General features: G+C 65.1%; 15 protein-coding genes. 6 read left to right on the top strand and 9 right to left on the bottom strand.

Going from position 1 to position 13,768, the window contains the following annotated elements; genetic code table 11:
* Positions 1-31: 31 nt before the first annotated feature.
* Positions 32-1,435, bottom strand: a complete 1,404-nt coding sequence (locus CK218_RS11535) for an L-serine ammonia-lyase (RefSeq protein ID WP_095827783.1) — start codon at positions 1,433-1,435, stop codon at positions 32-34.
* A gap of 173 nt (positions 1,436-1,608) precedes the next feature.
* Between CK218_RS11535 and CK218_RS11540 the strand changes: the two genes are divergently transcribed.
* Positions 1,609-2,328, top strand: a complete 720-nt coding sequence (locus CK218_RS11540) for a DUF599 domain-containing protein (protein ID WP_095825359.1) — start codon at positions 1,609-1,611, stop codon at positions 2,326-2,328.
* On the opposite strand, the gene CK218_RS11545 is transcribed toward CK218_RS11540, so the two are convergent.
* The 5 genes from CK218_RS11545 to CK218_RS11565 all read right to left on the bottom strand — a co-directional run bounded on the left by CK218_RS11545 (position 2,301) and on the right by CK218_RS11565 (position 6,344).
* The gene (locus CK218_RS11545) at positions 2,301-3,098 is read right to left on the bottom strand and encodes a YdcF family protein (protein ID WP_095827784.1); all 798 of its coding nucleotides are present in this window, start codon (positions 3,096-3,098) and stop codon (positions 2,301-2,303) included. The two genes, CK218_RS11540 and CK218_RS11545, sit on opposite strands and share 28 nt — an antisense overlap.
* Before the next feature lie 82 nt (positions 3,099-3,180).
* Positions 3,181-4,746, bottom strand: coding sequence for an amidase family protein (locus CK218_RS11550; protein WP_095827785.1), 1,566 nt, complete (start codon positions 4,744-4,746; stop codon positions 3,181-3,183).
* Entirely contained in the window at positions 4,746-5,204 is a 459-nt protein-coding gene (locus CK218_RS11555; RefSeq protein WP_095800779.1) for a GNAT family N-acetyltransferase, read from the bottom strand. The genes CK218_RS11550 and CK218_RS11555 overlap by 1 nt, the downstream gene beginning before the upstream one ends.
* A gap of 7 nt (positions 5,205-5,211) precedes the next feature.
* Positions 5,212-5,499 carry an Asp-tRNA(Asn)/Glu-tRNA(Gln) amidotransferase subunit GatC gene (gene gatC / locus CK218_RS11560; RefSeq protein WP_095827786.1) on the bottom strand — a complete coding sequence of 96 codons (288 nt, stop codon included), beginning with the start codon at positions 5,497-5,499 and terminating at the stop codon, positions 5,212-5,214.
* A 137-nt stretch (positions 5,500-5,636) separates the two neighbouring features.
* On the bottom strand, positions 5,637-6,344 hold the full coding sequence (locus CK218_RS11565; protein WP_095827787.1) for a metal-dependent hydrolase: 708 nt from the start codon (positions 6,342-6,344) through the stop codon (positions 5,637-5,639).
* Between the two features lie 107 nt (positions 6,345-6,451).
* Here CK218_RS11565 and ruvX point away from each other — a divergent pair, with 107 nt between their 5' ends.
* Positions 6,452-6,934: a Holliday junction resolvase RuvX gene (gene ruvX, locus CK218_RS11570; RefSeq protein WP_095827981.1), complete on the top strand. Its 483-nt coding sequence runs from the start codon at positions 6,452-6,454 to the stop codon at positions 6,932-6,934.
* Here ruvX and CK218_RS11575 read toward each other — a convergent pair.
* The 3 genes from CK218_RS11575 to CK218_RS11585 form a co-directional block, all read right to left on the bottom strand.
* A complete protein-coding gene (locus tag CK218_RS11575) occupies positions 6,876-7,217 on the bottom strand; it encodes a DUF6105 family protein (protein WP_066992578.1) in 342 nt (113 codons plus the stop codon). The genes ruvX and CK218_RS11575 overlap by 59 nt on opposite strands.
* The gene (locus CK218_RS11580; protein WP_095827788.1) at positions 7,217-7,777 is read right to left on the bottom strand and encodes a hypothetical protein; all 561 of its coding nucleotides are present in this window, start codon (positions 7,775-7,777) and stop codon (positions 7,217-7,219) included. Before CK218_RS11580 ends, CK218_RS11575 begins: the two co-directional genes overlap by 1 nt.
* A 154-nt stretch (positions 7,778-7,931) precedes the next feature.
* Positions 7,932-9,560: a DNA alkylation response protein gene (locus CK218_RS11585; protein WP_095827982.1), complete on the bottom strand. Its 1,629-nt coding sequence runs from the start codon at positions 9,558-9,560 to the stop codon at positions 7,932-7,934.
* 182 nt (positions 9,561-9,742) lie between these two features.
* Here CK218_RS11585 and CK218_RS11590 point away from each other — a divergent pair, with 182 nt between their 5' ends.
* The 4 genes from CK218_RS11590 to dprA are packed head-to-tail and all read left to right on the top strand — an operon-like array spanning position 9,743 to position 13,752.
* On the top strand, positions 9,743-10,708 hold the full coding sequence (locus CK218_RS11590; protein WP_066992572.1) for an aspartate carbamoyltransferase catalytic subunit: 966 nt from the start codon (positions 9,743-9,745) through the stop codon (positions 10,706-10,708).
* Positions 10,705-11,991 (top strand): dihydroorotase, encoded by a 1,287-nt coding sequence (locus CK218_RS11595; protein ID WP_095827789.1) that lies wholly within the window; start codon positions 10,705-10,707, stop codon positions 11,989-11,991. Before CK218_RS11590 ends, CK218_RS11595 begins: the two co-directional genes overlap by 4 nt.
* Positions 11,992-12,046: 55 nt before the next feature.
* Positions 12,047-12,628, top strand: a complete 582-nt coding sequence (plsY, locus tag CK218_RS11600; RefSeq protein ID WP_067319814.1) for a glycerol-3-phosphate 1-O-acyltransferase PlsY — start codon at positions 12,047-12,049, stop codon at positions 12,626-12,628.
* The gene (gene dprA / locus CK218_RS11605) at positions 12,625-13,752 is read left to right on the top strand and encodes a DNA-processing protein DprA (RefSeq protein ID WP_095825355.1); all 1,128 of its coding nucleotides are present in this window, start codon (positions 12,625-12,627) and stop codon (positions 13,750-13,752) included. Before plsY ends, dprA begins: the two co-directional genes overlap by 4 nt.
* The last annotated feature ends 16 nt before the right edge of the window (positions 13,753-13,768 follow it).

Below are 13,768 nucleotides of genomic sequence, written 5' to 3' on the forward strand. Positions count from 1 at the left end.
CAACCCAAACCCGCCGGTGGAAAGGGCAGGGTCAGCACTCGACCACGTTGACTGCCAGTCCGCCGAGGCTGGTTTCCTTATATTTCTTGTTCATGTCGAGACCGGTCTGGCGCATGGTCTCGATCGCAGCATCCAGCGGCACGAAATGCGTCCCGTCGCCCTTGATCGCGAGCGAGGCGGCTGTCACCGCCTTGACCGCGCCCAGCGCATTGCGCTCGATGCAGGGCACCTGCACCAGGCCGCCGACCGGATCGCAGGTCATGCCGAGGTGGTGCTCGAGTGCGATTTCCGCGGCGTTCTCGACCTGCTCCGGAGTGCCCCCCATGACCGCGCAAAGCCCGGCCGCCGCCATTGCCGAAGCGGATCCCACTTCGCCCTGGCAGCCGACCTCGGCGCCCGAGATCGAAGCGTTTGACTTGATGATGCCGCCGACGGCGGCGGCCGTCAGCAGGAAGTCGCGGATGCTCGGCTGGTCGGCTTCGGGATGGAAATGCAGCCAGTAGCGCAGCACCGCCGGCAGCGTGCCGGCGGCACCGTTGGTCGGCGCAGTCACCACGCGCCCGCCGGCGGCGTTCTCCTCGTTCACCGCCATGGCATAGATCGACAGCCAGTCATTGGCTAGCAAGGGGTTGGGCCGGTTCTGCTGCCACTGTTCCTGCAGCTTGTCATGCAATTGGCGTGCGCGGCGCCGCACCTTCAGTCCGCCCGGCATGATGCCGTCCTGCGACAGCCCGCGGTCGATGCAGCCTTTCATGGCGCTCCAGATCGCGTCGAGGCCGGCGTCCAGCTCCTCGCGCGACATATGCGTTTCCTCGTTGGACCGCTTCATCTCGGCGATCGAAAGCCCGCTCTTGGCCGCCATCGCCAGCATCTCGACGGCGTTCTTGAACGGATAAGGCACCTTCTTGCCTTCCGTCGTCACCGAGCCCTTGGCCTTCATGCGCTGCAACTCTTCCTCGGAGACGACGAAGCCGCCGCCGATTGAATAATAGATGCGCTTGAGCAGCAGCCGGTCGGACGCATCGTAGGCATAGAAGGCCATGCCGTTGGCGTGGCCGGTCAGCGGCGTCTTGCGGTCGAGCACCAGATCCTTGGCCGGGTCGAAGCGGTAGGCCGGATGCCCAGGCGGTGAAATCCGTTTCTCCGTTCCGATGCGGGCAACGATGCTATCCGCCTCATCCGGATCGACCGTCTGCGGCGTCTCGCCGGCCAAGCCGAGGATGACGGCGCGGTCCGAGCCATGGCCGATGCCGGTATAAGCGAGCGAGCCGTGCAGGCTGGCGCCGATCCGATCGACCTTGACGCCGGCCGGGCGCGGCCAGTCGTCGGCGAGGATTTCGTCAAGGAAACGCCGCGCAGCCGTCATCGGTCCCATCGTATGCGAGCTCGATGGACCGATGCCGATCTTGAACAGGTCGAAAACCGAAAGGAACACGCGCCGCTGTCTCCTGGAGGCCGCTCAAAACTTACATATAGGAATTCTCGCGATGTTTCCGCTGTTTTGCATGTCGCGGCGCGGCGTCAGCCGACCTTGTTTGCTCCGGCAGCGACATGTATCCGCTTGCTTCCGCCGTCGAAGCGCCCCCGGGGCCTGTGGTAAAAGAACGTATGGGCGATTCCCTTCATCTTTCGGCGACAGACCTGGCCGCACTAGCCTTTTTTCTGGTCGTCTGGGTGCTGCATACGCTGGCCTCCGATGGCAAGCTCGTTAGCCGCGTGTCGCTGACCACGGCCATGAACGCTCAGCGCGAAGCCTGGATGCGCAACATGGCCGAGCGCGAGGTGCGCATAGTCGACACCGCCATCATGTCCGGGCTGCAGCAAGGCACCGCCTTCTTTGCCTCAAGCTCGCTGATCGCGCTCGGCGGCTGCTTTGCCCTTCTCGGGGCTTCCGACCGGGTTCTAACCATAATGACTGACCTGCCGTTGGCCTCCGCATCCTCCCGCGAGGCCTTCCAGACCAAGATGTTCGGCCTGGTGCTGATCCTCGCCTTCGCCTTCTTCAAATTCGGCTGGGCCTACCGGCTGTTCAACTACTGCTCGATCCTGATCGGTGCCGTGCCGGTCCCGCATGGCGAGGCCTCGCGCAATCCGGTCAGCGGGACGGCGGTGTGGCGGGCCACCCGCATGAACGTGCTAGCCGGCAAGCATTTCAATTCCGGCCTGCGCGCCGTCTTCTTCTCGATCGGCTATCTCGGCTCGTTCGTCGGCCCGACGGTGTTCGTGTTGTCGACGCTGGTGCTGCTTGCCGTGCTTGTGCGCCGTCAGTTCTTCTCGGCCGCGCGCCAGGCAGTGCTTGGTCAGCCGCCCGGCGCCGGGAAAGGTTGATCGATGCGGCCCGACAGCCAATAGGCGGAGAGCCCGAACCATTCGCGGATCGCCATGGTGGTCGCCTGCAGCGAATCGGCCGGATTGTCGCGGAACAGACCGATGCCTTCCTTGCCTGAGGTCCGGTAATCGACCGGCCAAGGGACGGTTGGAAAACCGGCCTTGTCGAACAGCGCCTTGGCGCGCGGCATATGGAAGGCAGACGTCACCAGCAGCCATGTCTCGCCCGGTTTCGGCTCGACCAGCCTGCGGGTGAAGACTGCATTTTCGTACGTGTTGCGGGACTTGTTCTCAAGAATCAGGCGATCGGGCGCGACCCCCAGCGCGCCAAGCAGGCGCGGCGCGGTGTCGGCATCGCCCTCGCCGTCCAGGAAAAGCTCGCCATTGCCGCCGGAGACGACCACTTTCGCTTGCGGAAAACGCCTAGCGAGGATCGCCGTCTCGACCATGCGATCGCCGCCGCTGTTCAGCTCATAGCCGCCGCGCGCCAGATTGATCGCGCCCTCGAAACCGCCGCCGAGCACGACGATGCCGTCGACCTTGTCCGGCAGCGGCGGCTTGGGAAAGCGTTCCTCCAGCGGATTGAGCATCATTGCGCCAAGCGAGGTCCAGGCCGAAAGCGCGAGGATCAGGAAGGCGAGCACGCTGCCGGTGCCGGCCAGCCGAGGGCGGCGGAAGAGCGCCGCCAGCAGACCGGCGAGCAGCAGGAAGATCGCCAGATTGAGCGGCTGGACGAAAAACCAGAGGATCTTGGAAAGATAGTAGAACATTCCGTCACCCCATTACGGCGCCGCGCGTCCTTTGGGCGCGCAAAGGACGCCACAACGCTAACGGACTAAATGAGAGACAACGCTACCACCACTTGTCCGGCTGGAACCTGCCCGCGGCCTGTTCGATGACGTGGGCGGTCTGGAACAGCGTTTCCTCGTCGAACGGCCTGCCGATGAGCTGCAGGCCGAGCGGCAGGCCTTTGCCGTCGAGGCCGGCGGGCACCGATATCCCCGGCAACCCGGCCATGTTCACCGTCACGGTGAAGATGTCGTTGAGATACATTTTCACCGGATCGGCGTTCATGTCCTCGTCGGCGACGCCGAAGGCAGCCGACGGTGTGGCCGGGGTCAGGATGATCTCGACACCGGCAGCAAAGACGGTCTCGAAATCGCGCTTGATCAGCGTGCGCACCTTCTGCGCCTGCAGGTAGTAGGCGTCGTAGTAACCCGCGGAAAGCACATAGGTGCCGATCATGATGCGGCGCTTGACCTCGCGGCCGAAGCCGGCGGCGCGCGTCTTCTCATACATGTCGACGATGTCCTTGCCGGGCACGCGCAACCCGTAGCGCACGCCGTCATAGCGGGCGAGGTTGGACGAGGCCTCGGCCGGCGCCACGATGTAGTAGGCCGGCAGCGCGTATTTGGTGTGCGGCAGCGAGATATCGACGATCTCCGCGCCGGCATCCTTCAGCCAGGCAATTCCTTTCTGCCAGAGCGCCTCGATATCCTCGGGCATGCCGTCGACGCGGTACTCCTTCGGAATGCCGACCTTCATGCCCTTGATCGGCTTGCCGATCACCGCTTCGTAGTCCGGCACCGGCCGGTCGACCGACGTCGTGTCCTTCGGGTCGGAGGAGGCCATCGACTTCAACAGGATCGCGGCGTCGCGCACATCGCGCGCGATCGGACCGGCCTGGTCGAGCGAGGACGCGAAAGCGACCACGCCCCAGCGCGAGCAGCGGCCATAGGTCGGCTTGATGCCGACGGTGCCGGTGAAGGCTGCCGGCTGGCGGATCGAGCCGCCGGTATCGGTCGCGGTGGCGCCGGCGCAGAGGAAGGCGGCGACCGCGGAAGCCGATCCGCCGGAGGAGCCGCCCGGCACCAGCTGGGCGTTATCCAACGTCCGCGCGGTCTTCGCGCCGCCGGCCGAGACAAACCCGCCGTCGCCCTGATGCGTCGTCGGCGTCACCACCGTGTCGAGGCGCGAGCGCCGCCAAGGATTGATGACCGGGCCGTAATAGGAGGTCTCGTTGGAGGAGCCCATGGCGAACTCGTCCATGTTGAGCTTGCCGAGCATAACGGCGCCGTCGGCCCACAGATTGGATGTGACGGTCGATTCGTAGCGCGGTTGGAAACCGTCGAGCACATGGCTGCAGGCCTGGGTGTGGACGCCTTCGGTGGCGAACAGATCCTTGATGCCGAGCGGAATTCCTTCGAGCGCCCCGCCCTCGCCCTTGCCGAGCTTCGCGTCGGAAACCTTGGCCATCTCGCGCGCCTTGTCGCCGGTCACCGCGACATAGGCATTGAGCACCGGATTGGCGCGCTCGATCGCCGAGAGATAGGCTTCGGTGATCTCGGCAGCCGAAATCTCCCTGCCGCGCAGCTTGGCGCGGGCCTCGGAAATGGTGAGATGTGTGAGGTCGCTCATCAGGCAAGGCTCTTTTCGTAAAACACCGACCATTCCGAGTCGGGATAATCCAGCACCGGGCCGCAACGCGAAAACCCGGCGCGTTCGTAGACGGCCCAGGCGGCAGGGTGGCGATCGCCGGTCTCCAGAACCAGGCGCTTCAGGCCTTCCTGCCGCGCCAGACCCTCGATCCGCGCAACGATTTGGGCACCGATCTTCTGGCCGCGATGCGTCGGCCGCGTGTACATGCGCTTGACCTCGCCGACCGCGTCCGCATGACGCTTCAGCGCGCCGCAGCCGACCGCAAGGCCAGCGTCGCGGGCGACGAACACGGTCGTGTCGTGGCCAGCCATCTGCTCGACGGTGAGGTGATAGCAATGTTCCGGCGGCGTCAGTTCGAGCAGCGCGGTGTTGAGTTCTGCGACCAGCGCGCGCACGTCGTCCTGCAAGGGCGTCTCGACGCCGATTTCGACGGCCATCCTGCCCTTACTCCACGACCTTGGGAACGAGGAAGAAATTCTCTTCCGTGGCCGGCGCGTTGGCGACGATGTCGACCGCCTTGTTGCCGTCGGTGATCATATCCTGCCGCTTCTTCATCTCCATCGGCGTGACCGAAGTCATCGGTTCGACGCCGGAGACGTCCACCTCGTTCAACTGCTCGACGAAGCCAAGGATGGCGTTCAGCTCGCCTGTCATGCGCTCGGCATCCAGCTCGCTCACCGCAATGCGGGCAAGGTGCGCGACGCGCTTCACGGTCTGAAGATCAACGGACATGTCTATTTGCCTCGGGAAAACCAGTGCGGGCTATAGCGGCGCCGCGCTTGCGGCGCAACATAGATCATGCCGCCGACCGGGATGCGGTGCTTCGGGCGCCGCTCTAGGTAGTGTACCCTACTACATAGGGCGAACGCCTAGATCGTGATCGCCTTGCCGATCTCGGGCAGCGCCACCTTGACCCCGGATCCCTCCATGCCGGCGACGAATTTGTCGGCGGTCTGGTCGATCATCGGGAAGGTGCCGAAATGGCAGGGAACGACCGTATCGAAGCGGAAAAAGCGGCGGCAGGCTAGGGCAGCCACCGCGCCGCCCATGGTAAAGCGATCGCCGACCGGCACGATGCCGATCTTCGGTTCATGCAATTCGTTGATCAGCCCCATATCGGAAAAAATGTCGGTGTCGCCCATGTGGTAGAGCGTCTTGTCCTCCGGGAAATGCAGCACGAGCCCGCCCGGATTGCCGAGATAGGTGTTGGTACCGTCTTGTCCGCCGAACGAAGAGGAGTGCAAAGCCTGGACGAAAGTGGTGGTGAAGGGACCGCAATCGACGGTACCGCCTATATTGCCGGGATTTATCTTCTTATCGCTGACGCCCTTGCCGACGAGATACATGCAGATCTCGAAATTGGCGACAAGCATGGCGCCGCTCTTCTTCAGCACCTCGGCGGCGCCGCTGATATGATCGCTGTGGCCATGGGTCAGAAGAACATGCGTCACCCCTTCGGCTGGATTTTCCCAGCCGCCCGTCCATGACGGATTGCCGACCAGATACGGGTCGATGAGGATGTTGGCGTCCTTGGTCTCGATGCGGAATGCCGAATGTCCATACCAGGTCAGTTTCATTGAAGGGATTCCTCGATTTTCTCGTTGCCAAAGGATAGAACGCCGAAAGCAAATTGAAAGTCCGCGGCCGATCAAAAAGCCGCGCGGAGACTGACCAGGACGAGCTGTTGGGCATCATAAGCATTGAGGAATTGCCGGCACTTCTCGCGGGCGGCCGCACGCTCGCCGGGCTTGATCTGGGCGACAAGACGATCGGCGTGGCGGTGTCGGACCGAAGCCTGTCCTTCGCGCATCCGCGCCCGGTCATCCTGCGCAAGAAGTTTTCGCTCGATGCCGCCCAGTTGCTGGCTCAGCTCGAGAAGGACAATGTCGGCGCAATCGTGCTCGGCCTTCCCGTCAACATGGACGGATCGGAAGGACCGCGCGCCCAGAAATCCCGCGCCTTCGCGCGCAACCTGGCCGCCTTGTCCGACCTGCCCTTCGTGCTGTGGGACGAGCGGCTGTCGACGGTCGCGGCGGAACGAACGCTGATCGAGATGGATTTCTCGCGCAAGAAGCGCGCCGGCAAGATCGATTCGGCGGCGGCGGCCTTTATTCTGCAGGGAGCGTTGGACCGACTCCAGTCGCTCGACCGAGCTGATCGGGGCTGACAGGGCCTTCCCGGCGCCGCCTGATCCATTCGGCGATTTGGCGCCGGCGGCGGAATGCCACCAGCCCGAGCAGCAGGAAACTGTCGAACACGCAGGCCCGCGCCACCATACCGGGGATGATTCCCGGATCGACGCCGAGCATCTGGCCGTAGAGTTGGAAGACCAGGTCGTGCAATTGGCGGCTGAGCATCACGTAGCCGAAATTGATGTCGTTGAGAGACAGGAAGAACCAGCCCCAGAACAGGACCAGCGGAGCCGCCCAGAATGCGAACAAGGCGCGCATCAGCGGCGACCTCCGGGTCTGGTTTCCGGCCGGCTGGAGATGCGGGACAGGAGCGAGCTGTGCGCGACGCCCGCTGCCATGCGATGGGAAACCAGGCGGGCTTCGCTTTCATGCAAGGTCATAGCGGCGAGAGCCGAGCGTCGCTCGGCGAGCACCGCGACATAAGAGGCGAGCAGCGCCGTCATCTGGATGGCGACGACCATGAACAACCCGTTGATGCCTTGCGCGGCGCCGCCGACGAGAATCACCGAAAGCAGGAAGGAGGAGGAGATGAAGGCTATTCGCACTACCGTATCGCCCGCATCCGGCCTTGTCGCGATGTTGAGCAGCGTCTCGACGAAGGCCCAGCAGAACAGCAGCGCGACGATCAGCATAGCGACCGCGAGCGGCGCCACGACGAGAGCATGATCGAGATCCGGGAAACGGCTGCTTTGCAGCGAGACGCCAAGCACGCCGAGCGCCGACGCGATGCCGCGATTGCCATCCATGCAGATGTAGGCCAGCAGGGCGAAGACGAGCGCCCAATGCAAGGCCAGAAATGATGTCAAAACGTGCCGCATGCGCTTCCTGCCTAGGGGAGCACGGGATCGCCATGGTTAACATTTCCCTACTCCGGTGGACAGAGTGGGCTCCGCGAAGCCTCCCCGCAATGGAAACCATTCGTTAAGGTTAACGACAATCCACAGGCCGGCGATCGAACGCCTTTCAGGCTGCTCAGCTCAGTGGCGGGTAGAGCGTGTCGATGATCATGCGCGCGTCATGGCGCGAATCGAGCATGCCGTAGGTGGTGCGCCATTGGCCGCCGAGTCTTGTTTCGACGAAGGCGTCGGCGATCCGCCCTGCCCCCAGCCGGCGCAGCTCCGCCGCCGCCGCCGAAAGCGCCAGCTGTTCGGTCAGCAGGCGAGCAGAGCCCTGGTCGGTCGAAGCCACCTGCATGGCCGCGTTGAGCACGCTGATGGTGCCCCGCCCGCCGGCGCCGAGGTCGCGGTCGATGCCGGCCAGCACCTCCTCGAACAGGCCTGGCGCGCGGCCAAGCACACGCAGCACGTCGAGCGCCATGACGTTGCCGGAGCCTTCCCAGATCGCGTTGACCGGAGCCTCACGGTAATAGCGGGCAAGCGGCGCTTCCTCGACATAGCCGTTGCCGCCGAGGCACTCCATCGCCTCGTAAAGCAAGGCCGGCGCGATCTTGCATACCCAGTATTTGACCACCGGCGTCATGGCGCGGGCAAAGGCCGCCTCGCCGCGATCGCTCGCCGCCTCGTCGAAGGAACGCGCCAGCCGGAACGACAGCGCCGTCGCGGCGGCAACGTCGAGCGCCATGTCGGCAAGGACCCGCTGCATCAGCGGTTGATCGACCAGACTGGTGCCGAACACCTGGCGATGGCGCACGTGGTGGACGGCTTCGGCCAGCCCGGCGCGCATGAGCGCTGACGAAGCGACGGCGCAGTCGAGCCTGGTCAGCGTGACCATGTCCATGATCGTCTTGATCCCGGCGCCCGGCTCGCCGACCATCTCGCCGATGGCATTGGCGAACTCGACCTCCGACGAGGCGTTGGAGCGGTTGCCGAGCTTGTCCTTCAGGCGCTGGAAACGGAAGCCATTGCCCGAGCCGTCGCCCAGAATGCGCGGAACCAGGAAGCATGAAAGCCCCTCCGGCACCTGGCCGAGCACGAGAAAGGCGTCGGACATCGGCGCCGACATGAACCATTTATGCCCGGTCAGCCGATAGAAGCCGTTTCCCGCGCGCTCGGCTCTTGTGACATTGGCGCGCACGTCGGTGCCGCCCTGTTTCTCGGTCATGCCCATGCCGAGGGTAAGCCCGGTCTTTTGCACCGGCGGCTTCTGGCTCTGGTCGTATTTGCGCGTTGTCACGCGCGGCGCCCATTCGCGGAACAGCTTTGGGCTCGCCATCAGCGCCGCCAGCGAAGCGCTGGTCATGGTGATGGGGCAAAGATGTCCGGTCTCAAGCTCCGCGGTCAGGTAGAAGCGCGCCGCCCTCACCTGATGCCGGCGGCCGATCTCGGCATCGCCGTTTTCCCAAACCGAGGAATGCAGGCCGCCGGCAACCGAGCGTCGCATGAGCGCATGATAAGCGGGATGAAATTCGACCAGATCGGCGCGTCGGCCCTGGCGGTCATGCGTCCTGAGCTTCGGTGTGTCGGTGTTGGCCAGCCGGGCAAGTTCCTGTGCCTCCTGCGTCATGACGAACCTGCCGAGCCCGTCCAGATCCTTGCGGACGGAATCGGAAAAACGCTCGGCAAGCTGGATGAGCAACGGATCGCCCCGCCATGCGTTGCCGCCCGTCAGTGGCGGCGGCTGGTTGATCACCTCGTCGGTCACGCCCAATCCTTCAGTTGGCAGAGAGGTCCTTACCATCTCAAGGCCGCGGTCGCGAATCCGAAGCCATCGGGCCTTATAGCCAAGCAATGCAAGGCGCGCGACGAAAATACCGGGGAGAACGCGCGCAATCCAAAGCTGGCGCTTGCGGCTGGCCTGACCGCACCCTATAGCAGCGCCTTGAGATGACCGACGCTTCGTCCCTGCCGCTGTTCCCTCACCGCCATCTTCTAGGCATCCGCGATCTTTCCCCCGCTGATATCGAGCTGCTGCTCGATCGCGCCGACCGGGCCGTCTCGATCTCGCGGCAATCTGAAAAGAAGACTTCGACGCTGCGCGGCCGGACACAGATCAACCTCTTCTACGAGGCCTCGACCCGCACGCAATCGTCCTTCGAGCTCGCCGGAAAACGGCTCGGGGCCGACGTCATGAACATGTCGGTGGCGAGCTCTTCGGTGAAGAAGGGCGAGACGCTGATCGACACCGCCATGACGCTCAACGCCATGCGTCCGGATATCCTGATCATCCGCCATCAGTCGGCGGGCGCGGCAGCACTTTTGGCGCAAAAGGTCGGCTGCTCGGTGGTCAACGCCGGCGACGGCGCGCATGAGCACCCGACGCAGGCGCTGCTCGACGCGCTGACCATACGCCGCGCCAAGGGACCGCTGTCGAAGCTGATCGTGGCGATCTGCGGCGACATTCTGCATTCGCGCGTCGCCCGCTCCAACATCATGCTCTTGAACGCGCTCGGCGCGCAGGTGCGGGTGGTCGCACCCTCGACGCTGCTGCCCGCGGGCATCGACAGGATGGGCGTGATCGTGTCGCGCTCGATGGCGGAAGGACTGAAGGACGCCGACGTCGTGATGATGCTGCGCCTGCAGCGCGAGCGCATGGAAGGCGCTTTCGTGCCGTCGATCCGTGAATATTTCCGCTATTTCGGTCTCGACGCCGAGAAGCTGAAAGCGGCCAAGGAGGATGCGCTGGTCATGCATCCCGGGCCGATGAACCGCGGCGTCGAGATCGCCTCGGAGATCGCCGACGGGCCGCAGAGCGTCATCCAGGAACAGGTCGAGATGGGCGTAGCCGTGCGCATGGCGGTTATGCAAGCCCTGTTAGATCCGCGCCGCAACCAGGAGGGAAGCGGCGCATGAGCGTGACGCTCTTCAACAAGGCCCGCATCGTCGACCCCTCGCGCGGTGTCGACGAGATCGGCGCCGTCATCGTCGACGGCCGCCGGATCGCCGCCGCCGGCAAGGCGGCGCTGAACCAAGGCGCGCCCGAAGGCACTGTCGTCATCGACTGCGCCGGCAAGACGATTATTCCGGGTCTCATCGATGCCCGCGTCTTCATCGGCGAACCCGGCGGTGAGCACCGCGAGACCATCGCCTCGGCAAGCGTCGCTGCGGCAGCCGGCGGCGTCACCTCCATCGTCATGATGCCTGACACCAATCCGGTGATCGACAATGTGGCGCTGGTCGAATTCGTGCTGCGCACGGCAAGGGACACGGCAAGCGTCAACATCTTCCCGGCGGCGGCAATCACCAAGGGTCTCGACGGCCGCGAGATGACCGAGTTCGGCCTGCTGCGCGAAGCCGGCGCCGTGGCCTTCACCGATGGTCGACACACGATCGCCAACGCCTTGGTCATGCGCCGCGCGCTGACTTATGCCCGCGATTTCGGTAGCGTGATCGCGCATGAAACCCAGGATGCCGACCTTGCCTCGGCCGGCGTGATGAACGAGGGCCTTTATGCGAGCTGGCTCGGCCTTTCCGGCATCCCGCGCGAGGCCGAGCTCATCCCGCTGGAGCGGGACCTGGCGCTGGCGCGGCTGACCGGCGGCGCCTATCACGCCGCCAAGATCTCGACTGCGATGGCGGTTGGCGCGGTGAGCCGGGCAAAGGCCGACGGCGCCAATGTCACGGCGGGCGTCGCCATCCACAATCTGTCGCTCAATGAGAACGATGTCGGCGAATACCGCACCTTCTTCCGGCTCACCCCGCCCTTGCGCGCCGAGGACGACCGGATGGCGATGGTCGAGGCGATCAAGGACGGCACGATCGATCTCATCGTCTCCTCGCACGACCCGCAGGATGTCGATACCAAGCGACTGCCTTTCGCGGATGCCGCCGCCGGGGCGATCGGGCTGGAGACGCTGCTTGGCGCAGCACTTCGGCTCTACCACAATGGCGATGTGCCGCTGCTCAGGCTGGTTGAGACCCTGTCCACCGCGCCGGCAAGACTGTTCGGCCTGCCCGGCGGCACGCTGAAGCCGGGTGCCGCGGCCGATCTTGCGCTGGTCGATCTTGACGAGCCCTGGATCGTCAGCGAGAGCGGCCTGCACTCGCGGTCGAAGAACACCTGTTTCGAAGGCGCGCGCCTTCAGGGCAAAGTCTTGCAAACCATGGTAGCGGGCCGCACAGTGTTTTCGGCCTGAACATCAATCGACCAAAGCCGGAAGCAGCTGGATCGGCTGAAATAGGTGGGGGACAATGGGTTACGGGCTCGCACTGATCTTCGGATACCTGCTCGGCTCGATCCCGTTCGGGCTTTTGATTACCCGCGCGGCCGGTCTCGGCGATGTCCGCCAGATCGGTTCAGGCAACATCGGCGCGACCAATGTGCTGCGCACCGGCAACAAGGGGCTCGCCGCTGCGACGCTGCTGCTCGATGCGCTGAAGGGCACCGCGGCAGTGCTGATCGCCGGACATTTCTCGCCGGACTTCGGACTGCTCGCCGGCTTCGGCGCTTTCCTCGGCCATCTCTTTCCGGTCTGGCTAGGATTCAAGGGCGGCAAGGGCGTCGCCACCTACCTCGGCGTGCTGCTCGGGCTTGCCTGGCAGGGCATGGTTGTCTTCGCCGTTGTCTGGCTCGCCATGGCCTTCCTGTTCCGCTACTCCTCGCTCGCGGCGCTCGCGGCGACGGTGGTCGTGCCGATCGCGCTTTACTTCATCAGCACGCCTCAGATCGCCGGCCTGTTCGCGCTGATGAGCCTGATCGTCTTCGTCAAGCACCGCGCCAACATCTCGCGGCTGCTCGCCGGCACCGAGGGCAAGATCGGGGCGAAGGGGTGAGTGCTCCGGTCACCGGCCCGCGCCTTAGCGAGCGGCAACGGCTTGCCTGGCTTCGCCTGATCCGCACGCCGAACGTCGGCCCTGCCTCTTTTCGCGAACTGATCAATCGCTTCGGCTCGGCCGAAGCCGCGCTCGAAATGCTGCCCGAGCTGATGATCTCGGGCGGCGCCAACCGCATCGCTCGCATTCCCTCCGCCGGCGAAGCCGAGGCGGAGTTGGAAGCGGCCCGGCGCGCCGGCGCCCGGTTCGTCGGCATCGGCGAAGCAGACTATCCCGCTTTGCTGAAGACCCTGGACAACCCGCCGCCGCTGTTGGCGGTGAAGGGTGAAGGCGCGGTGTTCCGTCTCCCTGCGGTGGCGATCGTCGGCGCCCGCAACGCCTCGCTCGCCGGCATCAAGATGGCGAGAATGCTGGCGAGCGACCTCGGTCGCGAGGGCTACGCCATCGTCTCCGGCCTCGCACGCGGCATCGACACCGCGGCGCATCAGGGGAGCCTTTCGACCGGCACGGTCGGAGTGCTGGCCGGCGGCCTCGATGTGCCCTACCCGCCGGAAAATGCCGGTCTGTGCGACGACATCGCCGAGCGCGGCGGCGCCATCGTTTCGGAAATGCCCTTCGGCTGGCAGCCGCGAGCGCAGGATTTCCCGCGCCGCAACCGCCTCGTCGCCGGCATTGCGCTCGGGCTCGTCGTGGTCGAAGCCGCACAGCGCTCGGGTTCGCTGATCAGCGCCAGGCTGGCCGGCGAGATGGGCCGACTGGTCTTCGCGGTTCCGGGCTCGCCGCTCGACCCGCGTGCCGCCGGCAGCAATGCGCTGCTCAAGGACGGCGCCACGCTCGTCACCGAAGCGGCCGACATTCTGGGCGCGCTGGCACCGCTGGCTGGCACTCGCCCGCCAAGGACCATGCCGCTCGCCGAGGCGCCCGACTTGTCGGCAATGCCGCCGCCCGGCGACGACGAACGCGCCGACGTGCTGGAAGCGCTCGGCCCGACGCCGATCGCGGTCGACGAGATCATCCGCCACACAGGCTTGAGCGCCGCGCAGATCGCCATGGTGCTGTTGGAGCTCGACCTCGCCGGACGCCTCGAGCGCCATGCCGGCGGGAACGTGTCGCTGGTGGCGTGAACCCGGCTGCTGCTCC

The sequence above is a fragment of the Mesorhizobium sp. WSM3879 genome (assembly GCF_002294915.1).
Lineage (GTDB): Bacteria > Pseudomonadota > Alphaproteobacteria > Rhizobiales > Rhizobiaceae > Mesorhizobium.